Annotated in this window: 27 protein-coding genes; 13 read left to right on the top strand and 14 right to left on the bottom strand. The window is 66.6% G+C overall.

Features of this window, described 5'->3' with window-relative positions; all coding sequences use genetic code 11:
- Window positions 1–91: 91 nt before the first annotated feature.
- The 9 genes from ACFQU1_RS21990 to ACFQU1_RS21950 all read right to left on the bottom strand — a co-directional run bounded on the left by ACFQU1_RS21990 (window position 92) and on the right by ACFQU1_RS21950 (window position 9264).
- Window positions 92–853 carry a GntR family transcriptional regulator gene (locus ACFQU1_RS21990; protein WP_378136703.1) on the bottom strand — a complete coding sequence of 254 codons (762 nt, stop codon included), beginning with the start codon at window positions 851–853 and terminating at the stop codon, window positions 92–94.
- A 38-nt stretch (window positions 854–891) separates the two neighbouring features.
- Window positions 892–2421, bottom strand: a complete 1530-nt coding sequence (locus ACFQU1_RS21985; protein ID WP_378136701.1) for a tripartite tricarboxylate transporter permease — start codon at window positions 2419–2421, stop codon at window positions 892–894.
- 43 nt (window positions 2422–2464) lie between these two features.
- Window positions 2465–2932, bottom strand: coding sequence for a tripartite tricarboxylate transporter TctB family protein (locus ACFQU1_RS21980; RefSeq protein ID WP_378136699.1), 468 nt, complete (start codon window positions 2930–2932; stop codon window positions 2465–2467).
- Window positions 2933–3121: 189 nt separating this feature from the next.
- On the bottom strand, window positions 3122–4108 hold the full coding sequence (locus tag ACFQU1_RS21975) for an aminopeptidase (RefSeq protein ID WP_378136697.1): 987 nt from the start codon (window positions 4106–4108) through the stop codon (window positions 3122–3124).
- A gap of 86 nt (window positions 4109–4194) precedes the next feature.
- Window positions 4195–5196: a tripartite tricarboxylate transporter substrate binding protein gene (locus tag ACFQU1_RS21970; protein ID WP_378136695.1), complete on the bottom strand. Its 1002-nt coding sequence runs from the start codon at window positions 5194–5196 to the stop codon at window positions 4195–4197.
- A 146-nt stretch (window positions 5197–5342) separates the two neighbouring features.
- On the bottom strand, window positions 5343–6053 hold the full coding sequence (locus tag ACFQU1_RS21965) for a ribonuclease activity regulator RraA (RefSeq protein ID WP_378136693.1): 711 nt from the start codon (window positions 6051–6053) through the stop codon (window positions 5343–5345).
- 117 nt (window positions 6054–6170) lie between these two features.
- Window positions 6171–6902 (bottom strand): class I SAM-dependent methyltransferase, encoded by a 732-nt coding sequence (locus tag ACFQU1_RS21960; RefSeq protein WP_378136691.1) that lies wholly within the window; start codon window positions 6900–6902, stop codon window positions 6171–6173.
- A gap of 247 nt (window positions 6903–7149) precedes the next feature.
- Entirely contained in the window at window positions 7150–7719 is a 570-nt protein-coding gene (locus ACFQU1_RS21955) for an NADPH-dependent FMN reductase (RefSeq protein WP_378136689.1), read from the bottom strand.
- 96 nt (window positions 7720–7815) lie between these two features.
- Window positions 7816–9264 carry an NAD-dependent succinate-semialdehyde dehydrogenase gene (locus tag ACFQU1_RS21950; protein WP_378136687.1) on the bottom strand — a complete coding sequence of 483 codons (1449 nt, stop codon included), beginning with the start codon at window positions 9262–9264 and terminating at the stop codon, window positions 7816–7818.
- Window positions 9265–9491: 227 nt separating this feature from the next.
- Here ACFQU1_RS21950 and ACFQU1_RS21945 point away from each other — a divergent pair, with 227 nt between their 5' ends.
- The 3 genes from ACFQU1_RS21945 to ACFQU1_RS21935 all read left to right on the top strand — a co-directional run bounded on the left by ACFQU1_RS21945 (window position 9492) and on the right by ACFQU1_RS21935 (window position 12252).
- Window positions 9492–10535: an SDR family oxidoreductase gene (locus ACFQU1_RS21945; RefSeq protein ID WP_378136685.1), complete on the top strand. Its 1044-nt coding sequence runs from the start codon at window positions 9492–9494 to the stop codon at window positions 10533–10535.
- Window positions 10536–10672: 137 nt separating this feature from the next.
- Window positions 10673–11803: a M20/M25/M40 family metallo-hydrolase gene (locus ACFQU1_RS21940; protein WP_378136683.1), complete on the top strand. Its 1131-nt coding sequence runs from the start codon at window positions 10673–10675 to the stop codon at window positions 11801–11803.
- 149 nt (window positions 11804–11952) lie between these two features.
- On the top strand, window positions 11953–12252 hold the full coding sequence (locus tag ACFQU1_RS21935) for a hypothetical protein (protein ID WP_378136681.1): 300 nt from the start codon (window positions 11953–11955) through the stop codon (window positions 12250–12252).
- Window positions 12253–12278: 26 nt separating this feature from the next.
- Here ACFQU1_RS21935 and ACFQU1_RS21930 read toward each other — a convergent pair whose 3' ends face one another.
- On the bottom strand, window positions 12279–12722 hold the full coding sequence (locus ACFQU1_RS21930) for a nuclear transport factor 2 family protein (protein WP_378136679.1): 444 nt from the start codon (window positions 12720–12722) through the stop codon (window positions 12279–12281).
- Window positions 12723–13059: 337 nt separating this feature from the next.
- Here ACFQU1_RS21930 and ACFQU1_RS21925 point away from each other — a divergent pair, with 337 nt between their 5' ends.
- Window positions 13060–13239, top strand: a complete 180-nt coding sequence (locus ACFQU1_RS21925; RefSeq protein ID WP_378136828.1) for a CsbD family protein — start codon at window positions 13060–13062, stop codon at window positions 13237–13239.
- A 78-nt stretch (window positions 13240–13317) separates the two neighbouring features.
- Here ACFQU1_RS21925 and ACFQU1_RS21920 read toward each other — a convergent pair whose 3' ends face one another.
- A complete protein-coding gene (locus ACFQU1_RS21920; protein WP_378136677.1) occupies window positions 13318–13905 on the bottom strand; it encodes an alpha-ketoglutarate-dependent dioxygenase AlkB in 588 nt (195 codons plus the stop codon).
- Window positions 13906–14044: 139 nt separating this feature from the next.
- Between ACFQU1_RS21920 and ACFQU1_RS21915 the strand changes: the two genes are divergently transcribed.
- The 3 genes from ACFQU1_RS21915 (at window position 14045) to ampC (ending at window position 17188) form a co-directional block, all read left to right on the top strand.
- Window positions 14045–14950, top strand: coding sequence for an NAD(P)/FAD-dependent oxidoreductase (locus ACFQU1_RS21915; RefSeq protein WP_378136675.1), 906 nt, complete (start codon window positions 14045–14047; stop codon window positions 14948–14950).
- 119 nt (window positions 14951–15069) lie between these two features.
- Window positions 15070–15957, top strand: coding sequence for a class A beta-lactamase (gene bla / locus ACFQU1_RS21910; protein WP_378136673.1), 888 nt, complete (start codon window positions 15070–15072; stop codon window positions 15955–15957).
- Between the two features lie 67 nt (window positions 15958–16024).
- Window positions 16025–17188, top strand: coding sequence for a class C beta-lactamase (gene ampC, locus ACFQU1_RS21905; protein WP_378136825.1), 1164 nt, complete (start codon window positions 16025–16027; stop codon window positions 17186–17188).
- Window positions 17189–17207: 19 nt separating this feature from the next.
- Here the strand turns inward: ampC and ACFQU1_RS21900 are convergent, their stop codons facing one another.
- Window positions 17208–17855: a TetR/AcrR family transcriptional regulator gene (locus ACFQU1_RS21900; RefSeq protein ID WP_378136671.1), complete on the bottom strand. Its 648-nt coding sequence runs from the start codon at window positions 17853–17855 to the stop codon at window positions 17208–17210.
- 257 nt (window positions 17856–18112) lie between these two features.
- On the opposite strand from ACFQU1_RS21900, the gene ACFQU1_RS21895 reads away from it, so the two are divergent.
- From ACFQU1_RS21895 to ACFQU1_RS21880, 4 genes are all read left to right on the top strand, one after another.
- Window positions 18113–18589: a (2Fe-2S)-binding protein gene (locus tag ACFQU1_RS21895; protein ID WP_378136669.1), complete on the top strand. Its 477-nt coding sequence runs from the start codon at window positions 18113–18115 to the stop codon at window positions 18587–18589.
- Complete coding sequence (locus ACFQU1_RS21890; RefSeq protein WP_378136667.1) at window positions 18586–19593, top strand: FAD binding domain-containing protein; 1008 nt, start codon at window positions 18586–18588, stop codon at window positions 19591–19593. The genes ACFQU1_RS21895 and ACFQU1_RS21890 overlap by 4 nt, the downstream gene beginning before the upstream one ends.
- A complete protein-coding gene (locus ACFQU1_RS21885; RefSeq protein ID WP_378136665.1) occupies window positions 19590–21881 on the top strand; it encodes a xanthine dehydrogenase family protein molybdopterin-binding subunit in 2292 nt (763 codons plus the stop codon). The genes ACFQU1_RS21890 and ACFQU1_RS21885 overlap by 4 nt, the downstream gene beginning before the upstream one ends.
- Before the next feature lie 300 nt (window positions 21882–22181).
- Window positions 22182–22562, top strand: a complete 381-nt coding sequence (locus tag ACFQU1_RS21880; RefSeq protein WP_378136663.1) for an antibiotic biosynthesis monooxygenase family protein — start codon at window positions 22182–22184, stop codon at window positions 22560–22562.
- Between the two features lie 2 nt (window positions 22563–22564).
- Here ACFQU1_RS21880 and ACFQU1_RS21875 read toward each other — a convergent pair whose 3' ends face one another.
- Window positions 22565–23461, bottom strand: coding sequence for a LysR family transcriptional regulator (locus ACFQU1_RS21875; RefSeq protein WP_378136661.1), 897 nt, complete (start codon window positions 23459–23461; stop codon window positions 22565–22567).
- Between the two features lie 108 nt (window positions 23462–23569).
- Between ACFQU1_RS21875 and ACFQU1_RS21870 the strand changes: the two genes are divergently transcribed.
- On the top strand, window positions 23570–24421 hold the full coding sequence (locus tag ACFQU1_RS21870; RefSeq protein ID WP_378136658.1) for a GNAT family N-acetyltransferase: 852 nt from the start codon (window positions 23570–23572) through the stop codon (window positions 24419–24421).
- A complete protein-coding gene (locus ACFQU1_RS21865) occupies window positions 24418–25593 on the top strand; it encodes an MFS transporter (protein WP_378136656.1) in 1176 nt (391 codons plus the stop codon). The genes ACFQU1_RS21870 and ACFQU1_RS21865 overlap by 4 nt, the downstream gene beginning before the upstream one ends.
- A gap of 57 nt (window positions 25594–25650) precedes the next feature.
- Here ACFQU1_RS21865 and ACFQU1_RS21860 read toward each other — a convergent pair whose 3' ends face one another.
- Complete coding sequence (locus tag ACFQU1_RS21860) at window positions 25651–25977, bottom strand: zf-TFIIB domain-containing protein (RefSeq protein WP_378136654.1); 327 nt, start codon at window positions 25975–25977, stop codon at window positions 25651–25653.

Raw genomic sequence — 25977 nt, 5'->3', positions numbered from 1 at the left:
CTGCATCTCCACCACAGATGAAAGCCGTCCCGGCGCGGGCAAAGCGGCGCCGGACCTACCTGTCATCCTAAGCGATACGCCCGGACTGCAATCACGCAGACGTTCGCATCTTCCGCTTCCGGGGCATCTCGTCGTCTGCGTCGACGGGGTTGTCCCAGCCATTCGCCGCTATCAGCCCGCCGAGCTCTTTGAGATAGGATTGCCGCGCCGCCGCGATATGGGCGCGCATGGCGTCTTCGGCCGCATCCGCATCGCCCGACCGCACGGCGGCGAGAATCACCCGGTGCTCGGTGATGATGGCCGGCGCGCGCGCCATGTCGTGAGCAAGGAGGTAGCGGTAGCGTTCCAGCGAGAGGCGTAGCCGCTCCAGCATGCGCACCAGATGCGGCGCGGCTGCCGCCGTCTCCAACTCGGCGTGAAAAGCCCGGCCGAGCTGGAGGATGGCGGCTGCCGATCCGCCGCCGCGCACGAGCGCCTCCATGTGGTCGAGAATCTCCGCGGCGGGGCTCATGGAGAGCCGCTCGTCCCGTACCCGGTCGCAGGCGAGCCGCGCGACGAGACCGTCGAGCCGCTCACGCACCATCGTGAGCTGCTTGGCCTCTTCCACCGACATGGGCGCCACGCGCCAGGTGCGGTTGCGCTGCCGCACCACCATGCCCGTCTCACGCAGCCGGCGCAGCGCCTCCCGGAGCGGTGTGCGACTCACGGACAGCAACTCGCATAACCCATCCTCGGTGATACGCGCGCCGGGTGCGAGCTCCTGGGTCACCAAGCGCCGCCACAACTGGCGAAAGATCCAATCGGTGATGAGGCCGCTCTCTTCGTCCGCCGGCTGGATCGGCCAGGTGGCCATGGGGTCGCTTGTTCGTTCAAGATCCATCAGGTGTCGTCTCATGAAAGCGGTTGCCGCGTCAGCGCCTCGTCGCCGCGGTGCCGCCGCGCTTGAACGGCGCGTGCGACCCAGGGGTAGAAGACGAGGAGCGCGGCCGCAATAAAGAAGGCGAGCGCGATCGGGCGTTCGAAGAAGACGACCGGGTTTCCGCCCGATGCGATCAGCGTACGACGGATGCCGAGTTCGAGCAGCGGCCCGAGCACGAGCCCGAGCACCATGGGCACCGCGGCATAGCCGAGCTTCGCCATGATGTAGCCGAGCACGCCGAAGACGAGGCAGACCCAGAGATCGGCCATGCTGTAGCCGATGCTGTAGACGCCATAGACCACGATGGCGCTGACGAGCGCATAGAGAAGACCGCGCGAGAGAAAGATCACCGAGGCGAGCAAGGGCGTCATCAGGATGGTGATGAAGACGAGCGCGATATTGCCGATCCAGAAGGTGCCGATTAGGGTCCAGACGAATTCCGGATTGTCGGTGAAAAGCCGCGGGCCCGGCTGGAGGCCGAACATCAGGAGGCCGCCCATCATAATCGCCGTGGTGGCCGATCCGGGAATGCCGAGCGTCAGCAGCGGCACCATCGCGGCATAGGAGGCGGCGTTGTTGGCTGCTTCCGGCGCGGCCACGCCTTCGAGCGCCCCCTTGCCGAAGCGCTCCGGCGTCTTCGACGCGCGCTTCGCCCAGGCATAGGAGAGAATGGTGGCGGCCGTTGCGCCAACGCCGGGCAGAATGCCGACGATGAAGCCGACCACCGAGCCGCGCAGGAGATCCGCCCGGCATTGCCGCAGGTCGCGCAGGTCAGGCATCAGCGAGCGAAGCGCGAAGCGCGGCGTCGCCGATTGCGAGACGACCGATTCGTCGAGCGCCGCGAACATCTGCCCGAGACCGAAGAGCCCAACGGCGATCACCGAGAATTCGAAGCCGTCGAGCAGTTCCATGCTGCCCAAGGTGAAGCGCGGCGCGCCGGTGATGCTGTCGAGCCCGACCATTCCGACCATGAGGCCGAGGGCGAGCGCGACGAAACTCTTGACCCGGTCGGCGCCCCCGAGAACGCTGACCAGGCAGAGCGCCATGACCATCAGCCCGGTCATCTCGGCCGGGCCGAAGGCGAGCGCCGCCCGGGCGATCTGCCGCGCCACGAAGACGAGCACGATGAGGCCGATGAGGCCGCCGATGAAGGAGGCATAGATCGCCATTCCGAGCGCGCGCCCGGCGTGACCCTGCCGGGCCAACGGGTAGCCATCGGCGACCGTCATGACAGAGGGAGCGTCGCCGGGGATGCCCAGCAGGATCGACGTGACCGCACCGCCATACATCGCCCCGTAGTAGACGCCGGCCAAGGCGGCCATGCCCGCGGTGCCGTCGAGGCTGACGACAACGGGCAGGAGGATGGCGACGCCCGCCGCCGGCCCGAGGCCGGGCAGCGCGCCGATAACGAGGCCGACGACGACACCGAAGAGCATGCCGAGCAGGATCGTCGGGTGGGTCGCAGCGACAAGCCCCGTCCAGAGCAGCTCGAGCGTTTCCATCGGGGCCTCCTCTGCGCCCAGCCGGGGTGGCAGGGTCTTTTTCTCAGAAGCCGAAGAAGCCGGTCGGCAACGGCGCCCCGAGAACGGTGCCGAACAGCACGTGACAGCCGGCCACCACGAGAACCGTGGTGGCCAGGAGTTTTGCGGCGAAAGCCAGTCCGCGCTGATCGCGCGATATCCAGCCCACGGCGAGCGTCATCAGCAGGGCGGCCGGCGTGAAGCCGAGCACAGGCACGGCGAAGAGAAAGACGATGAAGGCAACGACGAGGCCGGCATTGATCAAGACCTCGTTGCGCCCGATCCGCCCCTCGAGGGCTGCCCGGCCGCGGAGGCTCCTCGCCAGCGTCGCGCCGGATCCGCCGGTGATCACCAGGCCGGCAAAGAACGGGAAGAAGCCGGTTCCGGGCGTGCCCTCGCTCATCAGGCCGTAGTTCCAGGACATGACGAGCACGACGAGGCCGACCACGAGAAGCAGCGCGGCGAAGATTTCATCGGCGAGCTTCAGCGGCATGGGTCGTCTCCCGAGAGTGATCCGCCGTCCCTTGAGAAGGGCAACCACACGTGCGGCTGTCGTTCCCTCTCCCCGCCTGCGGGGAGAGGGCCAGGGTGAGGGGTGCGGACGATCAAGACAAAAATCCCCCTCACCCGGCCGCTTCGCGTCCGACCTCCCCCCGCACGCGGGGAGAGGTAACCCATGCCCCTAAATCAGCACCTTGCCGTCGCGCACGACGTCCTCGCCGTCGAACGTCAGAGTCGGCGAGCTCATCATCACGTCGTAATGCACCGGCGCGCGGGACGAGCCGCCGAGGTTCTCGCTGGTGCCGATGCCGATGTGACAGGAGCCGTAGACGCCGTGTTCGTTGGAGAACCAGCCGTTGAAGCCGGTGCATTCCGGATTGAGCCCGACGGCGAGTTGAGCGATGTCATAGGCCCCCTCGTCGCCGATCTTCTCCAGAATCGTGCGCAGCCTGTGGCCTTGCGAGCCGCCGCGGATCGAGACCACGCGGCCCCGTTCCACCTTCATCTCGATCGGCTGGCTGATGGGACCGATGTCGAAATTCGAGATCGACCCATCGACGATGAGCGTCCCCTCGGTCGTGCCTTCGATCGGCGCGACATTCGCCTCGATATTGATGAGCGCGGTGAATTTCCCAGGCTCGCGCGCAATGCAGGGGTGCGAATTACCGGGCCGTCCCGCGAGGTCGAAGCTGAGATCGGTACCCGCCGGCGTCGTCAGGCGCGCGGTGCGTGCAGCGCCGAAGCGCCGGGCCATCTCGTCGCACTGCGGCTTCTGCGCGTCGAAATCGGCATGGATGCCACCGCGATAGAGCTGCTCCTCCTCGAATTTCGGCAGCGACAGCACGCGCACGCCCTCGTCGAGCGCCTCGTGCACGGCGCGCGAATGGCTGATGGACCGCGTGACCGGCATGAACATTACATCGATCTTGCCGGAGAGCATGAGGTCGCGGGCAAGCGGGTGCGGCTCCTGGCCGTCATATTCGTTCGGCTTCTGCACGACGACGAGCGGCTCCGGCCCGACGTCGCGCACGGCGGCGGCGAGCGCCGAGGCGACGCGGTAGCGCTCGGGATCGGTGACGATCAATACGCGCTCGTCGGGCTTCAGCCCCGCGCAAACGCGCACGATCTTATGCGCTCCCGCCATCATGAGAGCTTCCTTGCCGATCATGGTCTTCTCCTTGTGATGAGGAACGGTCCGGCGCTCGGAGGGCCACCGCAACGCAGCACGCACGGCGCCTCCCGCCCGCCTCCGGCTCAGTTTTTGATGAGTCCTTGCTCGCGCATGAGTGCCTCGTAGCGCCCGCTGATGCCGGCCATGGCGTCACCGAATTCGCGGCTACCCATGAACAGCGGCTGGACGTTGAAGCGATCGAGGTAATTCGTCTTCCAGGCCTTGCTGTCGGCGACGGCCCGCAGAGCATCCTCCCAGAAGGCGATCGTTCCCTCGGAAACGCCCTTGGGCGCCACGACACCGCGCAGCTGCACAAGCTCGATGTCGTAGCCCAGCTCCTTGAAGGTCGGCACGTCCGGCAGCGCGGCTAGCCTTGTCCCGGAGCTCACGGCGAGCGCCCGGAGATCGCCGCTTTTCACCTGCGCCAGGATCTCGGAGGGATTGCCGAACTGCAGATGTACATGGCCGCCGAGGATCGCGCTCAGGACCTCGCCGTCACCCTCATAGGGCACGATCTTGAAGGAGGCGCCGATCGCCTTCTCCAGCATCTTGGCGAGGATCGTCGGGTCGGCGACGATGCCGGTCGTGGCGGCAACGAGCCCCTGCTTGCCCTTGAGGTCGTTCACCGACTTGATGTCGGAGGTAGCCTTCACGACCAGGATGTAAGGGTCCTGGGCGATGGCGGCGAGCGGCGTGAAATCCTTGTAGCTCACCGGTGACTGGCCAAGGAGCGGCGTCGTGAAGAAGCTCACGCTGACGGTTGCGATGGTGTTGGGGTCGCCCTTGTGTGAGGCGAGCAGGCTATAGCCCACAGCGCCGCTCCCGCCGGGGCGGTTCTCCACCACGATGCCCTTCGGCAATTTGCCGGATTCGTTGAGCGCCGCCGCGATCTGGCGAGCGAGCACATCGCTGCCGCCACCCGCGGAAAACGGCACGATCATTGTGACGGCGCGGGTCGGGCCTTCGCTCGCGGCGAAGGCCGAACCGGCCGGCAAGACAGCCGCCAGTAGAGCGGCCATGCCACCCGCCAGCGTGCCCATGACGGAACGCCTGAATGAGGCCCTGTCAAACAATCTCACAGCCATTGTCGTCCTCCCTGTCGATCGACGTCGCCGGAGGCGCGTCGTTTTTGTATTTTTGTATCCAAAATTTAGACCTGATTGTTCTCCTCGCACAAGGTGGTCTTTAGACGAATGCGAGGGCGAGGCAGGCGCCCCGCCCTTCGCTCATTTCAGGCGCGGCCGGCCGACTTCTCGGCCTCGTAGCGCGATTTCGTCTCGGCATTCATGGGATAAAGGCCGGGGAGCTTCTCGCCGCGCCCGACCTCGTCCATGATCCAGGCTTCCATGCGCTCCTGCTCCGGTGCCTCGGCGAGCAACGCATCGAGCTGAGCGGCCGGAACAAGGACTGCGCCATCCTGGTCGCAGATAACGACATCGTCGGGGAAGACCGCGACGCCGCCGCAGCCGATCGGCTGCTGCCACCCAACGAAGGTGAGCCCGGCGACCGAGGGCGGCGCCGCCACGCCGTTGCACCAGACGTCGAGCCCGGTGCCGAGCACGCCGGCCAGGTCGCGCACCACGCCGTCCGTGACGAGAGCGGCTACCTTGCGCTTGGCCATGCGCGCGCAGAGGATGTCGCCGAAAATTCCGGCATCGGTAATGCCCATGGAATCGACCACGGCCACGCAGCCTTCGGGCATGTCCTCGATCGCCGCACGGGTCGAGATCGGCGAGGCCCATGAGGCCGGCGTCGCCAAATCCTCGCGCGCCGGCACGAAGCGCATCGTGAAGGCCGGCCCGACGATGCGCGGCTGGCCTGGCTTCAAGGGTTTCGTGCCGCGCATCCAGATGTTGCGCAGCCCCTTCTTCAACAAGACCGTGGTGACGGTCGCCGTGGAGATGTTCTTGAGCGTCTCGATCGCCGCTTTGTCGAGTGCCATCGTCGTCCTCGAAAGATGGACCGCCCGTCGACGACGGGCGGGGATGGAAAAAAACAAGCGGCGGATCCTAGGACCAAACGATTCCTTTTGTAACGCGCCCAGGCGACAATTCCCGAGCTATCGTCGCTCGACCGCGACGATGAAGAACATCGGCCGCTCGCGCTCTTCCGCAAGCTCCGGCTGCACAGCGATCTGCGCCTGCGACGGGCCCCATTCTTCGAGATGCGACACTGTGAAGCCGGCGCTGACCAAGAGGTTGAGATAGGCGCCGATGGTGCGGTGCTGCTTCACGACGCCTTCGGCAAACCAATTCGTCCGGCGCGGCCCCTCGGCGAGATAGTGATCGACCGGCCATGATTTGTGACCGTCGGAATCGACTGTCCAGCCCGGGCGGCGCGGCGCGGTATAGATCGGATGCTCCGCCGAGAAGACCAGCCGGCCGCCGGGGACGAGCGCCCGCGCTATGGTCGCGAGAAGGCCGGACAGGTTCTCAACGTAGTGAAAGGCCAGCGAGCTATAGGCGAGATCGAAGGATGCCACCGGCAGCTCAAGCGCTTCGAGATCGGCACGCCGATAGGTGATCGCCGGATCGCTCGCCATTTCGCGGGCGCGCGCCAGCATGTTTTCTGAGAGATCGAGGCCGAGCACCTCGCCCGCGCCCGCCTCGCGGGCGAAACGACAGAACCAGCCGAAGCCGCAGCCGAGATCGACGACCCGACGGCCGGTCAGATCGGGGAGAAGCGCCTTCAGCGCCGGCCACTCCGGCGCGCCGGCGAGCCCTTCGACCGAGCGGCGAAGCCCGCTGTAGCCGACGAAGAATTGCGGATCGTCGTAGATGTTCTGCGCCATGGCGGTGCTCTGCGGGACGGGTCAGGGATTATCCGCCGCAAAAGCCTATAGCGGGCACCATGTCAATGGTGGGGGTGACGCGATCGCCCCTGTAGTTATTCCGGGACGATCCGAAGGATCGGGCCCGGAATCCAGAACCGATGGCGCTTCAATGCTCGCTGCACCGTTACGGTCTGCTTGTTGATCCCACATCGTTTCTGGATCAGGAGCCTCGCCGAGTGCGGCTGCACGGCCCCGGGTTGACGGCTCACGCTCTTGCCTTGGCGTTGTTGTACATCGCGATCCAGCCCGCGAAGGCCTGCATGAAGGACTGCAGGAATTTGCGCGTGCTCTCGTTGACGAGTTTGCCGCTCTCGTCGAAGAGCTTGTCCGCGCCGCCCACATAAGCCTCCGGCTGCGGCATGGTCGGAACGTTGAGATAGGTCAGCATCTGCCGCAGGTGATGGTTGGCGCCGAAGCCGCCGATCGCCCCCGGCGAGGCGCTAATGACCGCGCCTGGCTTCTCGTTCCAGGCGCTCTGGCCGTAGGGCCGCGAGCCGACGTCGAGGGCGTTCTTTAGGCCGCCGGGGACAGAGCGGTTATATTCCGGGGTCACGAAGAGGACGGCATCGGCGGCCTTTACCCGCTCGCGAAGCGCTCTCCAGGCTTCCGGCGGGTTCTCGTCCAGGTCCTGATCGTAGAGCGGCAGCTGGCCGATCTCGATGATGGAGTGCTTGAGCTCGGGCGGCGCGAGCTCGGCCAGGGCATGCGCGAGCTTGCGGTTGAGGGAGGCCTTGCGGAGGCTTCCGACGAAGACGGCAACGTCACGCTCACTCATGTCCTGCTATCCTTTTCTCGCAGCTGCGGGCGGCTTGCGCCGGCACGGGCGCAAAGCCGCAGTTGTTCAGGGAACGGCAGGCAGCGGGGAAAGGTTTCACGCCGGCGCCACCAGCACGCTCTTCACATTGGTGAATTCGCGGATGCCGAAATGCGAGCATTCGCGGCCATAACCGGATTCCTTGACGCCGCCGAAGGGCATGCGCGGATCGGAGCGCACATTGGCATTGACGAAGCTCATGCCTGCTTCCAGCTCCTCGGCCGCGATGCGCTCGCCGCGCGCGAGATCGCGCGTCAGCACGCCGGAGCCGAGCCCGAAGCGTGACGCATTGGCGATGCGGATCGCCTCTCCTTCGTCGGCCGCCTCGATGATCGCCGCGACCGGCCCAAAAACCTCCTCGTCATAGGCCGGCATGCCCGGGCGGACGTCTGTCAGCACCGTCGGCGGATACCAGGCGCCAACCCGGTCCGGAACCTCGCCGCCAGTCAAGCAGCGCGCGCCGTTGGCGATGCTCTCCTCGACCTGCTTGTGGATTTCATCGCGCGCCGCGACCGCCTGCAGGGGCCCAAGCTTCGTCCCCTCCTCCCGCGGATCGCCCATCTCATAAGCGCGCATCGCCTCCGTGAAGGCCCGCTCGAAGGCCTCGCGCACCGGCTTGACGACGATGAAGCGCTTGCCGGCGATGCAGCTCTGGCCGGCATTGACCATACGAGCTGCCGCACAGATCTTGGCGGCCTTCTCGATATCGGCGTCTTCGAGCACGACATAGGCGTCCGAGCCGCCGAGCTCGAGCACGGTCTTCTTGAGCACGGAGCCGGCGGCGGTCGCCACCTGCCGACCGGCCTCGACGCTGCCGGTCAGGGTCGCGGCGGCGATCGCCGGATCCTCGATGAGCCCGCGCACCTCCCGGCCGGGGATCAGGACAGCGCGGAAGAGATTCTCGGGAAAGCCCGCTTCTCGAAATACGCTTTCGATGGCGAGCGCGCAGCCCGGCACGTTGCTCGCGTGTTTCAGCACGGCAGCATTTCCGGCCATGAGGCCTGGTGCGGCGAAGCGGAAGACCTGCCAGAAAGGAAAATTCCAGGGCATGACGGCCAGCACCACGCCGAGCGGATTATAAGTGACAAACGCTTTCTGGCCGCCGAGGTCGACCGGCTCGCGCGCCAGATAGCGTTCGGCATTGTCAGCGAAATGCTCGCAGTTGAAGGCGCATTTCTCGACCTCGTCGCGGCCGTCCTTCAGCGTCTTGCCCATTTCCTCGGTCATCAGCGCGGCGAATTCGTCGCGCCGGCGCCGCAACACCTCGGCGGCGCGCCGCATCAGCGCCGCGCGCTCGGCGAAGGAGGTTCTGCGCCAGCTTTCGAAGGCGCGCTGCGCCGCACCGGCGATGGCACGCGCCTCCTCGGCCGTGTGTCCGTCGTAGCTCTTGCCGGGCCGGCCTGTCGTCGGATCGGTCGTCGTGATGCGCGGCTTCTCCTGCGGCGCCTTCTCCGGCTCGCGAGCATGGGACTGGTCGCGCTCGGGAGCTTCTGCCTTCTGCTGCATGATCGCGTTCCTTTGTTGATCCTTGCGGCTGAGCCACGCCGTGTGGGACGGGAAGTGCCACGCCGTCCGATGGCGACGCGTCTAACGACGCCGTCTTGCTCGCGGACGCGTGTTGGGCCCGCGAAAGTCAACGTGCTAGTTTCCCGTTGGTTCGGGTCCGGACCGCTGTGGCCTTCTGCAGCGGCCCCGATCCCGAAGACCACAGCCTTGGGCGTTTGGAGCGACTGATGACAGCAGGAACAGCTTTGGTGGCGGGAGCCGGCGGCATCATCGGCCATGCGGTCGCGCAGGAACTGAAGGCGCAGGGCTGGACGGCGCGCGGCATCGCCCGCCGGCCGGTGGCGGGCCTTGCTTCGCTGCAAGCGGATCTGTCCGACCGTGAGGCGACCGCAGCGGCCCTGCGCGGGGCCGCCGATACCACGCATCTCTTCTACGCGGCGCTCGCGCCCGATCCCGATCTCGCCACCGAGGCCGAGCGCAACGCGGCGATGCTGAGCCATCTGCTCGACGGGCTGGAGGAAGCCGGCGCGCCCCTGCAGCGCGTCGTGATCTACCAGGGCTTCAAGATCTACGGCATCCATCTCGGGGCAAAGGTCGTGACGCCGGCGCGCGAGAACGACCCGCCGCATATGCCACCCAATCTCTACATGGCGCAGGAAGCGGCGCTGCGCGCACGAGCGGCAAAGAGCCGCTGGGACTACGTCGCACTGAGGCCCGATGTCGTGGTCGGCGACATCTGGGGCAATCCCATGAATATCGCGCTCGTCGTCGGCGCCTTCGCCGAAATCTCCCGCGCGCTCGGCATTCCCCTGCGCTTTCCGGGCACGGACAAGGCCTATGGCCAGCTCGTGCAGTTCACCGACTCGCGGCTTCTTGCCCGGGCGAGCCTGTGGGCCGCGACCAGCGAGCGGGCAGCGGGCGAAGCTTTCAACGTCACCAATGGCGACATCTTCCGCTGGGAGCGGATGTGGGGCGATGTCGCGCGCCATCTCGGGCTCGAGACGGCAGCTCCGGTGCCGCTGACGCTCGCCCGCCACATGGCCGACAAGGGGCCGCTCTGGCGCGGCCTCGCCGAGGCGCATGGGCTCGCGGAGCCCGATCTCGGCAAGCTCGTGGGCTGGGGCTTCGGGGATTTCATCTTCCACACCGAAACGGACGTGATTTCGGACGTGAACAAGATCTATGCCCACGGCTTCTCCGAGCGGATGGATTCCACCGCATCGCTCATCGAGGCGATCGACAGCCTGAAGCGCCAACGGGTCATTCCGTAATCCGGCCTGGTGCAACCGACAGCGCCCGATCCCCTGCGCCGCGTGGCCAAACCGGAACGCAGCGCGCTAATCTTGGGCGTGATCACCGACGGCCCCTGCAGCGGGCCACCCTCGAACTCTCCCCCAGAGGATCAACGATGCCAGACGTCGCCCCATTTTCCGCCGCGGATCTCCTGGACGAAATTCGCAGCTGGGTGGAGATCGAAAGCCCGACCACCGATGCGACCGCCGTCAACCGCATGGCCGACAAAGTCGCGGCCGAAGCGGCGGCCGCCGGCATGTCGATCCGCCGCATTCCGGGGCGCGACGGCTATGGCGATCACCTCCTCGCCGAGATCCCCGGCAGACGCAATGTGCCGGGCATCCTCGTGCTGAGCCACCTCGATACCGTCCACCCGATCGGCACGCTCGCAAAAGACCTGCCCTTCCGGGTGGAAGGGGACGAGGCCTACGGCCCCGGCATCTACGACATGAAGGGCGGCGCGCTCATCGCCTTCGCGGCCATGCGCAAGATCGCCCAGTCGGGCCGCACGGACATGCTTCCCGTCCGCCAGCTCTTCGTCTCCGACGAGGAGGTGGGCAGTCCCTCCTCGCGCGCCATCATCGAAGAGGAGGCGCGGCGTGCCCGCTACGTGCTCGTCACCGAGCCCGCACGCGAGGGCGGCCGCATCGTCACAGCCCGCAAGGGCGTGGCGCGCTTCAACCTCAAGATCACCGGCCGCGCAGCCCATTCTGGCTCGCGCCATCAGGATGGGCGCAGTGCGCTGCGCGAGCTCGCCCGGCAGATCCTCGATCTCGAAGCGATGACCGATTCCGCGACCGGCGTCACCGTCAATGTCGGGGTCGCAGGCGGCGGCACCCGGCCCAATGTAGTCCCGCAGGAAGCCTTCGCCGAGATCGACATGCGCGTGCCGAATCCGGAGATCGGCGACGCCGCGGTGGCGCGCGTGCTCGCCATCAAGCCCTATGATCCGGATTGCACGCTCACCATCGCCGGCGGTCTCAACAGGCCGGGCTATGAAAAATCACCCGGCATCGAGGCGCTCTTCCAGCACGCGAAGACGCTCGCGGCGGAGATCGGCTTCGACCTCGAGGGCATGAGCACCGGCGGCGGCTCGGACGGCAATTTCACGGCGGCGACCGTGCCGACCCTCGACGGCCTTGGAGTGGACGGCAGCGGGGCGCATACGCATGAGGAGCGAATCTTCATCTCCTCGCTCGTGCCGCGGGCCACCCTGCTGCTCAGGCTGATGGAGACTTTGCGCTAGGGAAGCCACGACGCAGTGCGCGAGCTTGTGCATCGCGGTCTGTGGGGCCTATTACAGGTATCGAGGCGACGAGCAAAAGTAATCGCGCCCGGCGGAGACGCCGTCTTTTCCCGGGCTTGCCAGCCCATGTCCTGCGAGGAGCTACCCACATGCATCTTTCCATCGGAACGGGCGTGAGGATCGCCTTTGCCCTCGTCGGCATCAGCCTGCTCTCCGCGTCTTCGGCACGCGCCGACGCCGCTGGAGCGGCCGCCTGCGCGGGCAAGCTCGACAAGCCGTCACGTCTCATCTACGACGCCACTGCGCAGACGGCCGTGAGCAGCGGCGATCTGCGGGATCTGGTCGCCAGCAAGACGCGTAGTCTGGTAATGTCTGGCCAGTTGCCGCGCGCCGGCGCGCGCGAGGCGGCCGAAGCCGCAGGACGCTGCCTCGTTCTGCTGCGCCAGTAACACCAGCTCGCCGCCAGCTCACGGTTTCAACCATGCGCCGGCGGCTGTGCCTGCGGCAGGCTGTAGGGCTTGTCCATGATGACGGTCCGCCGCTCGAACAGCCATTCGCCGCCGATCCTCACCAGATCGCAGTCGTAAATCCCCGGCGACAGGAGCTTGGTGTGGCCGTCGATGATCAGGAAATCGAGCAGATAACAGCCCGCTTTCGCATGATCACCATTCACATCCATGGTGAAATTGGAGATGACATGTCGGAAACGCCCGCCCAAATCTTTGACGGCGAGGTTTGGTTTCATCCATTCGCGAATAGAGCTCTTGCCGCGAAACTCCCCGTGATTGGGCGTGACGAGGGCGCAGTCCTCCACGAAGCAACTCTCGATGCCGGCAATATCGAAGTCGTCGAGACTGGTCGTATAGCGAATGAAAAGGTCCTCGATCGCGATGCGATCTTCGATCGACGGCTTCGCCACGCGTCTCTCCCCTGGCCTATCCAAGATCTGCGTGGCCCACGTTAGCCGGACGCCGGCCCAATGTCCCCGGCCTGATCAACGGCCGCCTTAATTCGCAGCGACCGGAAAGGTTCCCCCCTGTGAAAAGCGGGGATGTTCATGGTCTGTCGGCCCTGTGTTCATGGGTTTCACACGGGCAAACTGCGAATGTTCTCGAAAGGTAGCCGGTTGAGTTCCAGCCACAGCTTTGCCCATCTTTCACGGACCGTTCTTGCTTGCCTGCGACACCCACGCTGCTGGTGGCCGCGGAACCTTCGTCGCGGCAGCTCCGTTATCCTTGCAGCAGCAGGAGAATCACATGGACAAGCAGCATATCAAGGGCGCCGCCGACAAAGCCAAAGGCAGCGTGAAAGAGGCCGCCGGCAAAGTAACCGGAAACGAGCGGCTTGAAGCGGAAGGCAAGATGGACAAGGCCAAGGGCAGCGCGCGCAACGCCGCCGGCAATGTCAAGGACGCCGCGCGCGACCTGACGAAATAACGACTCGCATGATCGATGTGCGGCGCTCGTCCTCTCCGGAGGGCGGGCGTCTTATTTTGCGCCCTCTTGCAGGACGCCTCAGGCGCTCGCAGGACCTGCCTTCATGCTCCTGAAGGTAACGGAATAGCGCAGACTTTCCATGGGCGGGATGCTGTGCTCCCAAACCGCTCTAGCCTCGCCGCGCAGGAGATAGGCCGAGCGGGGCTCGATTGCCAGCGTCACGCGCTCCCAGCCGGCGCTGGCCTTGCGCCGCAGGCGGAAACGGCAGGGTGAGACGAGCGAAATGCCGATCACATCGGCGAAGACCGAGCGATCCTTGTGCCAGCCGATGCCGGCGCCGGGCGCATATTCGGTCACGAGCGCTTGGGCGAGGTCCGATGCCGCGATACCGGCAAAGCCGGCGGCGCGCTCCCGCAACGGCCGCAGGAAGCCGGGAATAGCCTCCGCCTGCCGCAGCTTGCCGTCATTGAAATCATATCGCAGCCCGTAGGACACGACCCGGCGTTTGCCGCGATAGCCCTGGAATTCGAATTCCTGAAACGGCAAGTCGCGGAAAGCGACGAGAAGCTCCTGCTCCTCCGCGGGCGAGATCAGATCCGGCTGATAGGCGAAGCCTTCGGGACCCGGCTTCTCCGGCTGCAACAGGCTGAGCTGGGTTGGACTCATGATGTCTTTCGCCGGACATGTGTTTTCGTAGCTTTGGCAAGAATGCCGGAGTGGCCGGGCCCGTTCCACCGGCAGTCCGCCCGGAACACTTGACGAGGGAAGCGGTTGAGCGTGGGACCTCCTCGTCTGGACAATCACAATGACCAATGCGCGCCTCGACTGCCTCGTGGTGGGTGGCGGCCCCGCCGGGCTCACCGCCGCCACTTATCTCGCGCGCTTCCGGCGGCGTTTCGCCCTCATCGATTCCGGCGCGAGCCGCGCCGCCCTCATTCCGGTCTCGCATAATTGTCCGGGCTTTCCGGACGGCATTCCCGGCCCGGATTTGCTCGCTCGGCTCGCCGCTCAGGCCGGGCGCTATGGTGCCGCGGTGCAGCGCGGAACGGTGACGCGCCTGACGCGGACGGAGGACGGCTTTCTGGCCGATGTCGACGGGCAGGAGATTGCCGCCGCGACCGTGCTCATCGCGACCGGCATCGTCGACAAGGAGCCGGACCTGCCGGGTCTCGGCCGGCTCATCCGCGAAGGCCACGTCCGGCTCTGCCCGGTCTGCGACGGCTACGAGGTGATCGACAAAACGGTCGCCGTTCTCGGCCCGACCGCGCAGGCCGTGAAGAAGGCGCTCTTCCTGCGCACCTTCACCGCCAATCTCACCATCCTGCCGCTCGGCCCGGAATTCACGCTGGCGGAGCCCGAGCGCGGACGGCTGCAGGAGGCCGGAATTTCCTGCCCGCAGGAGCCGGTCGTCGAACTCCACGTGGAGGGGGACGACATCGCCGCCGTGATGGCGAGCGGCCGGCGCGAGCGCGTAGAGGTGCTCTATCCCGCGCTCGGCGCGGATGTGCGGTCGGATCTCGCCATCGCACTCGGCGCGCACTGCAACGACCTCGGCTGCATCATCACCGATCCGCACCAGGAGACGTCCGTGGCCGGGCTCTATGCAGCCGGCGACGTGGTGAACGAGCTCAACCAGATTTCGGTCGCCTTCGGCCATGCGGCGATCGCCGCAACAGCCATTCACAACGAGCTCACCCGCCGCGGGCCATGAAGCCCGTTGGCGGCGGCCCCGACCGTGATGCCCTAGAAAATCTCATATCTAACGCGAGATAACATCGTTTGTTGGCGGCGCCCCGCCTGGCTATCCAGAAAGCTGGAACGGAGACCGCCATGCTATCGAGACGACATCTGATGATTGTGGCCGGCAGCGCCGCCCTGACGCTCACGCACCGCGCTCATGCTGCGGAAGATAAGCCATTCGGTGGGTCTGAACTGCCGAAGTCCATTGCGGCGATCGAAGCGAAGAGCCGTGGTCGCCTCGGTGTCGCGGTGCTCGACACGGGCTCCGGCCAGCGCTTCGCACATCGCGGCGACGAGCGCTTCCCGATGTGCAGCACCTTCAAATTTCTATTGGCGGCAGCGGTACTCGCCCGCGTCGACAAGGGACGCGAGCGTCTGGATCGCGCCCTGCCGATCAGGCCGGAGGACGTTCAGAGCTACGGCCCCGTCACCAAGGCGCTCGTCGGGCGCGAGGCGACCATCGCGCAACTCTGCGACGCGGCCGTGACCGTCAGCGACAACGGCGCTGCCAATCTGCTGCTCAACACCCTCGGCGGCCCCGAGGGACTGACCCGCTTCGCACGCGAGATCGGCGACGACATCACGCGGCTCGACCGGATGGAGCCCGAGCTCAACGAGGCGAAGGTCGGCGATCCGCGAGACACGACGACCCCGAACGCCATGCTCGCCGATCTCGACCGCATCGTGCTCGGGTCCGTGCTCGCGGCCCCATCGCGCGAGCGTCTCACCGGCTGGCTCGTTGCGGCGCGCACAGGTGACGCCCGCATCAGGGCGGGCCTGCCGCAAGGCTGGCGCGCCGGCGACAAGACGGGAACGGGGGAGAACGGTACGGCCAACGACATCGCGGTGCTCTGGCCGCCGAAGGGTGCGCCGCTGCTCGTGACGAGCTATCTCACCACGAGCCCGCTCAAACCGGCCGGCCGCGATGCCATCCATGCGGCGGTCGCCCGCGCCATCGTGGCGGCGATGAAGGTCTGACTGTAATGCGCCGCACCCGTGCCACACCCAGTTAGGAGGCAACGACTTGGCTGTCATCTCGAAAACGGTGGGGGCACTCGCCCTGGCCACCGCCCTCACCTGCCTGCTTCCGGTCGCGAGCCAAGCCGCAGATGATGCCGCCGATAATGCCGGAAGGATCGCCGCTGCGGTCGACCGGGCCTTCCGGCCGCTCATGAAGGAATACGACGTGCCGGGGATCGCCGTGGCCGTGACCGTCAATGGTCGCGAGCATTTCTTCAACTACGGCGTCGCCTCGAAGGAGGGCTGCCGGCCGGTGACGCAGGACACGTTGTTCGAGCTCGGCTCAGTGAGCAAGACGTTCACCGGGACGCTTGCCGCCTATGCGCAGATCAGTGGCAAGCTCGCGCTGGACGAACACCCCAGCAAATACATGCCGGAGCTGCGCGGCACCCCGATCGACACGGCGAGCGTGCTCAACCTCGGCACCTATACGGCGGGCGGCCTGCCGCTACAATTTCCTGACGCCGTCGACAATGATGCCGCGATGATCACCTATTTTAAGCGATGGAAGCCGGGGGCGGCGCCAGGCGAACAGCGGCGATATTCCAATCCGAGCATCGGGCTGTTCGGGCATGTCACAGGGCTTGCCATGAACGGTGATTTCGCCGCCCTCGTCGAGACCGAGCTGTTTGCCAAGCTTGGTCTCAGCCACAGCTACATCCATGTCCCTGATGGGGCGATGGGCCATTACGCTTGGGGCTACAACAAGGCCGGCAAGCCGGTGCGCGTCACTCCGGGCGTGTTCGATGCGGAAGCCTATGGCGTCAAATCGACCGCCGCCGACATGATCCGCTTCGTCGAAGCCAATATCCAGCCTGAGGGCTTGGAGCCGCCGATGCGGGGCGCGATCGAGGACACGCATATCGGCTATTTCAAGGTCGGCGAGATGGTGCAGGGGCTCGGGTGGGAACAGTATCCTTATCCCGTCACCCTCGACCGCCTTTTGGCCGGCAACTCCACAGACATGGCCCGCAAGCCGCACTCCACAACGCCGCTCACCCCGCCGCTGGCTTCAGGAGCGAGGCTTTTCAACAAAACCGGCTCCACCAACGGGTTCGGCTCCTATGTCGCCTTCGTGCCGGAGAAGAAGATCGGCATCGTGATGCTGGCGAACAAAGCCTTCCCGATTCCGGCACGCGTCACGGCGGCTTATGCCGTGCTCCAGGCGCTCGTCGCGGACGGGCAGTAACCTGCGCAGCCGGCCAGGATCATTCTTCCGGTGAGGAGCCGCCGCTCCTCACCGCGCCTTTTGGCGCCCCGCTCCTGAGGCCGTCCATGAGCAGCGAGACGAGCCTGCGTGACCGGTCCTGCCAATCCGGCGTGTCGGGCGCGCTGTAGATCCCTGACAGCGCCTGCATCACATCCGTCGAATCGACATCGCCGCGAATGGTGCCGTCAGCGGCCGCCGCCTCGATCAGCCCCTTGAGCGCCTGCGACAGCCTGCCCGCCACATCGGCGAAACGCTCGGAATGTGCGGTCATGAGAATGCGCAGGCTGTCGGCCATGCCGCGCTTGGTGGCGATATAGCCGACCAGGCGCTGCATCCATTCGGCGAGCGCCTCGTCCGTCCGGAGCGTACGGGCGAGTTCCACGGCCGCCGTGCAAAGCCCGTCCAATTCCCGCCGGTAGACCACCTCCACCAGATGCTCGCGCGTCGGGAAATGCCGGTAGAGCGTACCGATCCCCACGCCGGCGCGCCGGGCGATATCCTCCAATGAGGTCTGGACGCCTCCCCGAGCGAAGGCGGCCGCGGCGGTCTCGATGAGCTTTTCACGATTTCGGCGGGCGTCCGCACGCATGCGCGGCGATGGCGGACGAGGGATGGCCGCCTCTGCGGCCGGCGGCTTTGCAGCCAAGGATCAAGTCTCCATGCCGATGGGGCTTGAACCGCCCGCGGCAAGCTCCTAAGTTCTAAGCGGAGGCGCCTCCGGTTACGGCGTCTCGCCTCTTTATTTCACCTCGCACCGGGCCTGTCACCCGTCGAATTTACAAGGAGGGGTCGTCGCCTGGATTGCTTGGACGGACTGGCCGCGCCGCCCGCACGGAAGCAAACGCGAGACACCCTCCCCTGTTCCCAATCGCCATGTCCCGACCGCAACGGAGCCGGACATTCATGACGCAGCGAACCACAATCCAACTCGACGTCAATGGTGAGGCGGTGAGCCTCACGCTCGACCCACGCGTCACGCTTCTCGACGCGTTACGCGACCATCTCGACCTTACCGGCTCCAAGAAGGGCTGCGACCAGGGCCAGTGCGGCGCCTGCACCGTCCATGTCGACGGCGAGCGCGTGCTCTCCTGCCTGATGCTGGCGGCGCAAGCCGATGGCCGGATGGTCACCACCATCGAAGGGCTCGCCGGCCCGAACGGCAGCCTGCACCCGGTCCAGGCCGCTTTCCTGGAGGAGGATGCCTTCCAGTGCGGCTATTGCACGCCCGGCCAGATCATGTCCGCGGTCGCCTGCATCCGCGAGGGCCATGCCGGCTCCGACGAGGAGATCCGCGAGTTCATGGCGGGCAATCTCTGCCGCTGCGGGGCCTATCCGCATATCGTCGAGGCCGTGCGCAAGGCCGCGGAGGCAACCCCATGAGAGACTTCGCCTATCATCGCGCCGGCTCGCTGGACGAGGCCCGGCGGCTCGCCGCCCTTCCCGCCGCTGCGCTGCTCGCCGGCGGCACCACCCTCATCGACCTCGCCAAATGCGGCGTTGCCGAACCCGAGACGGTCGTCGACATCACCCGCCTCCCCGGGCTCGATACCATCACGGTCAGCGAGGCCGGCGCCTCGATCGGCGCGCTCGCCCGGATGAGCCGCGTCGCCGAACATCCCGGCATCAAGGCGCAGTTTCCCGCGGTCTCGGAAGCGCTCCTGAAAGGCGCCTCGGCGCAACTGCGCAACATGGCGACCATCGGCGGCAATCTTCTGCAGCGCACGCGCTGTGCCTATTTTCGCGATCCTGCGGCCTTCCCCGCCTGCAACAAGCGGGAGCCTGGCTCCGGCTGTTCTGCCATCGGCGGCGTGACGCGCAATCACGCGATCCTCGGCACGAGCGAAGCCTGCATCGCCACCTATCCCGGCGATCTCGCGGCCGCGCTCGTCGCCTTCGATGCCGTCGTCCATATCGGCGAGCGGCAAGTTCCGATCGACGATTTCTTCCTGCTTCCCGGCACGACGCCGGACCGCGAGCACCCGCTCGCGCCGGGCGAAGTGATCACCGCGGTCTCTCTGCCGGCGTCGGAAGCCGCCCGGCGCTCCACCTATTTGAAGGTGCGCGACCGGCAGTCCTATGAATTCGCAGCGGCGAGCGCGGCCGTCGGCATCGCCTTCGAGGCGGACGGGCGGACGATCCGCGATATCCGTGTTGCACTCGGGGGCGTGGCGACGAAGCCCTGGCGCGCCCGCGCGGTGGAAGATGCCCTCAAGGGACGCCCGCTGGAAGCGGAGGCCGTCAGGCAGGCGAGCCGCCTCGCCGTCGAAGGCGCCGTCGCCCACGGGGACAATGCCTACAAGATCGATCTGGCGCCGCGCGTCGTCGCGCGCGCCATCCTGAGCTTGAGTGAGACCGTGGGAAAGAACTCGGGAGAAACGGCATGACCCTTCTCGACAGCCCCCGCAAACGCGGTGATGCCTCCGACGGCGTCATCGGCGGTCGCCTGTCCCGCGTCGACGGCCGTCTCAAGATCACCGGCGCCGCGACCTATGCCCTGGAGCACAGGATCGAGAATCTCGTCCATGCGGTGCTTGTGCCGAGCACGGTCGCGGCCGGCCGGGTTCTCGCAGTGGACACCACGGCCGCGAAGGCTGCACCGGGCACACTCCTCGTGCTCACGCCCGACGACGACCTCGCCGTCCAGATCGCCTCCGACTGGTACGGCAATCGCACCGAAGGCGCCTATCGTCCGCTCGTCCCGGATATCGCCTTCAACGGCCAGCCTGTCGCCGCCGTCGTGGCCGAGACATTCGAACAGGCGACCGCGGCGGCCGCCCTCGTCAAGATCACCTACGAGGAAGCGCCGGCGATCGCCGGGCTCGACGATCCCAAAGCCGGCGCGGGCAATCTCGTCGATCAGCTGACGGTGAACTGGGGCGATGCCGACGCGGCGCTCGCGGCCGCCCCCGTGCGTGTCGAGGCCGAATACCGCACGCCGCGCGAATATCATGTGCCGATCGAGCCGCATGGGCTCATCGCCGCCTGGGAAGGCGACCGCCTCACCATCTTCGAGCCGAGCCAGTGGACCCACGGCATGGCGCGCTCCTATGCGGAAATGTTCGGGCTGCCTTACGAGAATGTCCGGCTGGTTTCGCCCTTCGTCGGCGGCGGCTTCGGGTCTAAGGCCGTCGCCTCCCATTACGGGGCAATCGCGGCAGCGACTGCCCGCAAGCTCGGCCGGCCTGTCAGGCTCGCGGTGACGCGCCCACAGACCTTCACGGCTTATGGCGGGCGCGCGGCGACATACCAGAAGATCGCGCTCGGCGCGACCAAGGAGGGGATACTGCAGGCGGTCGTCCACCAGGGCGCGAACGAAACCTCGATGGTCGGCACCTGGGTGGAACATGCGGGCGCCGCAACGCCGCTGATGTATGCGGTGCCCAATTTCAGCTCGGAGCACCGGCTCGTTCCGGTCAATACCGTGACCCCGGGGGCACTACGCGCGCCCGGCAAGAACCCGAGCGCCTTCGGCATCGAATGCGCCATGGACGAGCTCGCCTATGCGGTCGGAATCGATCCGGTAGAACTGAGACTCCGGAACAATGCCGAAAAGGACCCGCAGTCCGGCAAGCCCTGGTCGACGCGGCAACTCCGCGAGGCGCTCGCCGCGGGCGCCGAGGCCTTCGGCTGGGCCCGGCGCGACCCCGAGCCGAGGTCCATGCGCGACGGGCGTGAGCTCATCGGCTGGGGCGTGGCGACCGGCACCTTCCCGGTCATCCGCGCCTATGGCGAGGCGATCGTGCGCATCCGCAAGGACGGCATCGTCGAGGTCGTGACCGGCGCGATCGACATGGGCCAAGGCACCTATACGGTGCTCGCCCAGACGGCTGCGGAGGCGTTGGGCGTGCCTGTCGAACAGGTCGACGTCCAGCTCGGCGATTCCTCCATGCCGGGCTCGACCGTCGCCGGCGGCTCAATGCTCGCCGGCGCGATCACCGGACCCGTTCACCAGGCGGCCACGGCGGCGCGCGAGGAGCTGATCGCGCTTGCGCTCAGCGACCCGAACTCGCCTTTCCATGACAGCGGCGCCAATACGCTGTCGGTGGCGGGCGGCCGGATCGCGGCGCCGCGCGGCGACGGGCTCGCGGTCCCCATTGCCGAGCTGATGGCGCGGACGGGCCGCGACCAGATCGAGGCCAAGCGCGACACCCTCCCCGAGGCGCTGCAGAACGAGGAAGGCCGGCGACGCGCCTGGACGACCATGACCACCATGCGCCCGCCGACCGACGGCGACCATTCCCTGCACAGCTGGTGCGCGCATTTCATCGAGGTTCGCGTCGACGAGGATTTCGGAACCGTGCGCGTCTCGCGGGTGGTGTCGGCTTTCGACTGCGGCCGGCTCTATAATCCGAAGCTTGTCGAGAGCCAGTGGAAGGGCGGCATCATCATGGGCATCGGCCAGGCGCTGCTCGAAGAAGGCCTCGTCGACAACCGCTTCGGCCGGGTGATCAACAATAACCTCGCCGATTATCTCGTCGCCACTAATGCCGATATTCCGGACATTGAGGTGATCTCGGTCGGCATTCCCGACCCGCTTGCTTCGCCGCTTGGTGGCAAGGGCGTGGGCGAGGTCGGCATCGTCGGGGTCGCCCCTGCGATCGCCAATGCGGTCTTCCACGCCACCGGCAAGCGGGTGCGGGACCTGCCGATCACGCTGGAGAAGCTGATTTAGACGGGAGCGGTCGCACTCTCCCCCTTGAGGGGGAGGGTCGGCGAGCGATAACCGAGCCGGGATGGCGTGGGAGATCTGGGGCTTTTCTCATCCCCCCTCCCGCCGCGGCTTGCGCCACGTCGACCTCCCCCCTCCAAGGAGGGCGATTGTATAATCGGCGAGACGCTCGTTTCACCTCTCCCCGGTGGGGAGAGGTCGGCCGCGAAGCGGCCGGGTGAGGGGAAAATCCCTCTAATCTCGAATATTAATCCCCCTCACCCTGTCCCTCTCCCCGCCGGGGAGAGGGGACGAAGCTTTCATATGCAATTGCCTACCCCCTCCAGGGGAGGTGGCGGCGCCGACAAAGCCCCCTCGATCCCCGCATCGGAGAACAGCAACGTGGTCACGCTGATCAATGTCTTTACTGTTGATCCGAGCAACCAGGAGCGGCTGATGGACCTCCTGACGCGTGCCACGGATGAGTTCGTGAGCCGTGCGCCGGGCTTTCTGTCGTCCACGCTGCATCGCAGCCTCGACGGCACGAAGGTCACGATGTATGCGCAATGGCGCAGCATCGAGGATTACCAGGCGATGCGCGGGGATCCCGGCCCGCGGCCTTTCCTCGAGGAAGCGCTCACCTTCGCGCAGTTCGATCCCGGAATATACACCGTCGTGCGAAGCTTCGCGCCAGCCGGCGCATAGGCTCACTGCGCGCCGATATCCCCAATTGCCAGAAGCGCATCGACCGTTTCCTTGAGACCGCGATAGAGCGGCTTGTCCTGGCGGATCACGACCGCGAGCCGCCGGTGCAGCTGCGGCGAGAGCGACCTCACCTGGAAGATTTCGCGATCAGGTGCGTTGCGCACGGCCATGCTCGGCAGCACGGCACAGCCGAGGCCGGCGCCCACCAGCTCCTTGATCGCCTCCACGCTGCCGAGCGACATGACAGGCTTCAGCCCCGCACCGCCCCGCGCGAACCAGTCATCGACGATCCGCCGCGTATTGCCGCCCGGCTCATAGAGCAGCACCGGTAGAGCGGCGACGGTCTGCGGGGTCAGCCGCTCCGGCAGCGCCATCGCCGGCGGCGCGATGGCCACGAATTCGTCGTCGAGCACCGGCGTGATGGCCAGCGCGCGGCCGGAGGCCGGCAGGGTGACGAGCGCAAGATCGATGACATTGTCCTCGACCGCCTTGACGACCTCCGCCGTATTGCCGGCGCTGACCGTAAGCTCGAGAGACGGAAAGCGCCGGCGCAAATCGCGCAGGATGGGCGGCAGCAGGAAAATGCAGGCGGTCGCGCCGGTGCCGAGCCGCACGCGGCCGACCGCGCCCGTCGCGTGACGCGCCATCGCGTCGAGTGCAGCCGAGACGGCGGCATCGATCCGACCGGCGTGGGCCATGAGTTCGGCGCCGGCCGAGGTTGGCCGCGCCTTGCGTCCGACCCGCTCGATCAAGCTGACGCCGAGCCGGCGTTCGAGCTGGCGAACCTGCAGGCTGACGGCCGGCTGCGTCAGGTTTCTCCGCTCCGCCGCCGCCGAGAAGCTGCCAAGGGCAACCACGTCCAGGAAGGCGCGTAACTGGTCGAGATTGAGGCTATCCATCTCGAAGAATCTATCATGCTTCGTATAAGAGCCAAAAGCTTCCTTTATAGAATTGCAACGGCACAATGGGCCGTCGCTCAGCTCACCCATTGTCAACCACCAGCTCTCATGGCTGCCGCTCTCCCGTCGATCACCGCTATCCTGTTGGAGGTCGGCCGCTATCTCGCGGGATCACCGCAGTCGCGGTTGCGTCAGCGGGAGGCGCTACGCGATCTCGATCGCCGGCTCCTGGCCGACATCGGCGTGACACGTGGCAAGGCACAAGTCGGGCGACGCTTGGATCTCGGCGACGCTTGGATCTCGGCGACGCTTGGATCTCGGCGACGCTTGGATCTCGGCGGCGGGCATGGCATTCGGTCAGGGAGAATGGAAGGAAAGATGCACAGGATGGAGAGACGGCCGGCGGACGAGCGGCAGATCACCGTTCGCGACGCGCATACCGAGGATATGGCCACAATCCAGGCCATCTATGCGCATCACGTGCTGCATGGACTTGCCACCTTCGAGGAGGTGCCGCCCTCCGTCGAAGAGATGGTGGCGCGCCGCACCGCCGTTCTGGAGCGCGGCCTGCCCTATCTTGCGGCCGAAGTCGACGGGGCGGTCGTGGGCTACAGCTATGCCACCGCCTACCGGCCGCGGCCGGCCTATCGCCACACGATCGAAGATTCCGTCTATGTCGCGGAGGGGCTCGGTGGGCGCGGCATCGGCCGCGCGTTGCTCTCTGCCCTGATCGACCGCTGCGAGACGGGCCCCTGGCGGCAGATGCTCGCGGTCATCGGCAACAGCGGCAATGAGGGATCGATCGCACTCCACCGCCGTCTGGGTTTCCAGCCGGTCGGCACCCTGACCTCAGTCGGCTTCAAGCTCGGACAGTGGGTGGACACGGTGCTGATGCAGCGGCCGCTCGGGCGCGGTGACGCAACGCCGCCGATCGACGCCGCCCGTGGAAAACCCCGGTGATCCTCCGCCGGACGGTCCTGTGCCTCGGCCTCGCGCAACTCATCGCCTGGGGCATCTCCTATTATCTCATCGGTGGCTTCGGCGAGATGATCGCCGCCGACCTCGGCTGGTCGCGCGACCTCGTCTATGGCGGCTTCGCCCTCGCGCTCCTCGTCATGGGGCTGACCTCGCCGCTCGCCGGTCGCCTCATCGACCGTCATGGCGGGCGCAATGTGATGATCGCCGGCGCGCTCCTCAATGCCGCAGGCTGCATTACGCTCGCGCTCTGCCATAGCCTGCCGGTCTATTACGCCGCCTGGATCTGCCTCGGCGTCGCCATGCGCCTCACGCTTTACGACGCTGCCTTCGCCGCGCTCGCGCGGATCGGCGGGCCGGAGGCGCGGCGCCCCATCGCGCAGATCACACTGCTCGGCGGGCTGGCCTCAACCACCTTCTGGCCGGTCGGCCACTTCCTCGCGGACCATTTCGGCTGGCGCGGCGCGCTCCTCGCCTATGCCGGCTTTGCGCTTCTCACAGTCCCGCTTCATCTCGCGATCCCCAATGGCCGCTATGAGGATCTGGCGCCGCGGGAGGCCGTCCAGAAGCACCGGCCGCTCGCCGCAAGCGGACGCGACCTCGTCCTGGCGGGTGGTCTCTATGCGGTCATCACCACGCTCACCAATTTCCTCAATGCCGGCATGTCGGCGCATATGATCGCCATTCTGACCGGGCTCGGGGTCGCTGCCTCGACCGCCGTCTGGATCGCCACGTTGAGGGGCGTAGGCCAGTCGTCGGCACGCCTGTGCGAGGTTCTGTTCGGCCGGCGCCTCCACCCGCTGACGCTCAATCTCTTGGCGTCCATGCTGCTGCCCTTTGCCTTCATCGCCGGGCTATATGGCGGCGAGTTCGGCGCCGCGGCGATCGCCTTCGCCTTCCTCTACGGCGCGAGCAACGGCATCGTGACGATCACGCGCGGGACGCTGCCGCTCGTCCTCTTCGACCATCGCACCTACGGCGCCTTCGTCGGCCGACTGCTCGCCCCGAGTTTCGTGCTCTCGGCGACGGCGCCGCTGATCTATGCGGTGGTGATCGACCGGTTCGGCCAGGCCGGCGCGCTCTATCTGTCGATAGCCGTTGCGGCCGTCACGCTGACGGCCGCCGTCCTGCTGAAAAGCCTGTTCACCCGCCCGTGAGCGGAAGCGGCCCGCCGGCCGCGACGATGCCGACCGGCGGTCCATCCTTGCAAGCAATCAGTCGAACAGTTCCTGGAGAAAGGACTTCTTCCGCTTCGGATAGCCTTGACCGTAATGAGGCTGCTCGCCTTGCGGATGATGGCCTTGGGGATATTGGGGCTGCACATGCTGGGGCTGCGAAAAGCCGGGGTTGTGAGCGGGCGCGGCAGCCCGGGGTGGCGGCGCTTCCGTCACATTGCGTTCGATGATCTTGTCGAGCTCTCCCCGATCGAGCCACACGCCGCGGCATTGCGGGCAATAGTCGATCTCGACGCCCTGCCGCTCGCTCATCACGAGGGGGACGCGGCATACGGGACAAGGCATACCGACTGCGGGATTGGTCAT

This window comes from Chelatococcus sp. GCM10030263 (assembly GCF_042666455.1).
GTDB lineage: Bacteria > Pseudomonadota > Alphaproteobacteria > Rhizobiales > Beijerinckiaceae > Chelatococcus.
The sequence above is the reverse complement of the archived record's forward strand: the minus strand, read 5'-3'. Positions and strand labels throughout refer to the sequence as shown.

What these genes read in the sequence shown, in the direction of transcription:
- ACFQU1_RS21980 (WP_378136699.1), bottom strand. Translation starts at nt 2,932, where the DNA reads ATGCCGCTGAAGCTCGCCGATGAAATCTTCGCCGCGCTGCTTCTCGTG.
- ACFQU1_RS21925 (WP_378136828.1), top strand. Translation starts at nt 13,060, where the DNA reads ATGGACAAGCAGCATATCAAGGGCGCCGCCGACAAAGCCAAAGGCAGC.
- ACFQU1_RS21915 (WP_378136675.1), top strand. Translation starts at nt 14,045, where the DNA reads ATGACCAATGCGCGCCTCGACTGCCTCGTGGTGGGTGGCGGCCCCGCC.
- ACFQU1_RS21920 (WP_378136677.1), bottom strand. Translation starts at nt 13,905, where the DNA reads ATGAGTCCAACCCAGCTCAGCCTGTTGCAGCCGGAGAAGCCGGGTCCC.
- ACFQU1_RS21955 (WP_378136689.1), bottom strand. Translation starts at nt 7,719, where the DNA reads ATGAGTGAGCGTGACGTTGCCGTCTTCGTCGGAAGCCTCCGCAAGGCC.
- ACFQU1_RS21895 (WP_378136669.1), top strand. Translation starts at nt 18,113, where the DNA reads ATGACGCAGCGAACCACAATCCAACTCGACGTCAATGGTGAGGCGGTG.
- ACFQU1_RS21965 (WP_378136693.1), bottom strand. Translation starts at nt 6,053, where the DNA reads ATGGCACTCGACAAAGCGGCGATCGAGACGCTCAAGAACATCTCCACG.
- ACFQU1_RS21960 (WP_378136691.1), bottom strand. Translation starts at nt 6,902, where the DNA reads ATGGCGCAGAACATCTACGACGATCCGCAATTCTTCGTCGGCTACAGC.
- ACFQU1_RS21970 (WP_378136695.1), bottom strand. Translation starts at nt 5,196, where the DNA reads ATGGCTGTGAGATTGTTTGACAGGGCCTCATTCAGGCGTTCCGTCATG.
- ACFQU1_RS21950 (WP_378136687.1), bottom strand. Translation starts at nt 9,264, where the DNA reads ATGCAGCAGAAGGCAGAAGCTCCCGAGCGCGACCAGTCCCATGCTCGC.
- ACFQU1_RS21990 (WP_378136703.1), bottom strand. Translation starts at nt 853, where the DNA reads ATGGCCACCTGGCCGATCCAGCCGGCGGACGAAGAGAGCGGCCTCATC.
- bla (WP_378136673.1), top strand. Translation starts at nt 15,070, where the DNA reads ATGCTATCGAGACGACATCTGATGATTGTGGCCGGCAGCGCCGCCCTG.
- ACFQU1_RS21880 (WP_378136663.1), top strand. Translation starts at nt 22,182, where the DNA reads ATGCAATTGCCTACCCCCTCCAGGGGAGGTGGCGGCGCCGACAAAGCC.
- ACFQU1_RS21885 (WP_378136665.1), top strand. Translation starts at nt 19,590, where the DNA reads ATGACCCTTCTCGACAGCCCCCGCAAACGCGGTGATGCCTCCGACGGC.
- ACFQU1_RS21870 (WP_378136658.1), top strand. Translation starts at nt 23,570, where the DNA reads ATGGCTGCCGCTCTCCCGTCGATCACCGCTATCCTGTTGGAGGTCGGC.
- ACFQU1_RS21860 (WP_378136654.1), bottom strand. Translation starts at nt 25,977, where the DNA reads ATGACCAATCCCGCAGTCGGTATGCCTTGTCCCGTATGCCGCGTCCCC.
- ACFQU1_RS21945 (WP_378136685.1), top strand. Translation starts at nt 9,492, where the DNA reads ATGACAGCAGGAACAGCTTTGGTGGCGGGAGCCGGCGGCATCATCGGC.
- ACFQU1_RS21890 (WP_378136667.1), top strand. Translation starts at nt 18,586, where the DNA reads ATGAGAGACTTCGCCTATCATCGCGCCGGCTCGCTGGACGAGGCCCGG.
- ACFQU1_RS21940 (WP_378136683.1), top strand. Translation starts at nt 10,673, where the DNA reads ATGCCAGACGTCGCCCCATTTTCCGCCGCGGATCTCCTGGACGAAATT.
- ACFQU1_RS21875 (WP_378136661.1), bottom strand. Translation starts at nt 23,461, where the DNA reads ATGGATAGCCTCAATCTCGACCAGTTACGCGCCTTCCTGGACGTGGTT.
- ACFQU1_RS21975 (WP_378136697.1), bottom strand. Translation starts at nt 4,108, where the DNA reads ATGATCGGCAAGGAAGCTCTCATGATGGCGGGAGCGCATAAGATCGTG.
- ACFQU1_RS21985 (WP_378136701.1), bottom strand. Translation starts at nt 2,421, where the DNA reads ATGGAAACGCTCGAGCTGCTCTGGACGGGGCTTGTCGCTGCGACCCAC.
- ACFQU1_RS21935 (WP_378136681.1), top strand. Translation starts at nt 11,953, where the DNA reads ATGCATCTTTCCATCGGAACGGGCGTGAGGATCGCCTTTGCCCTCGTC.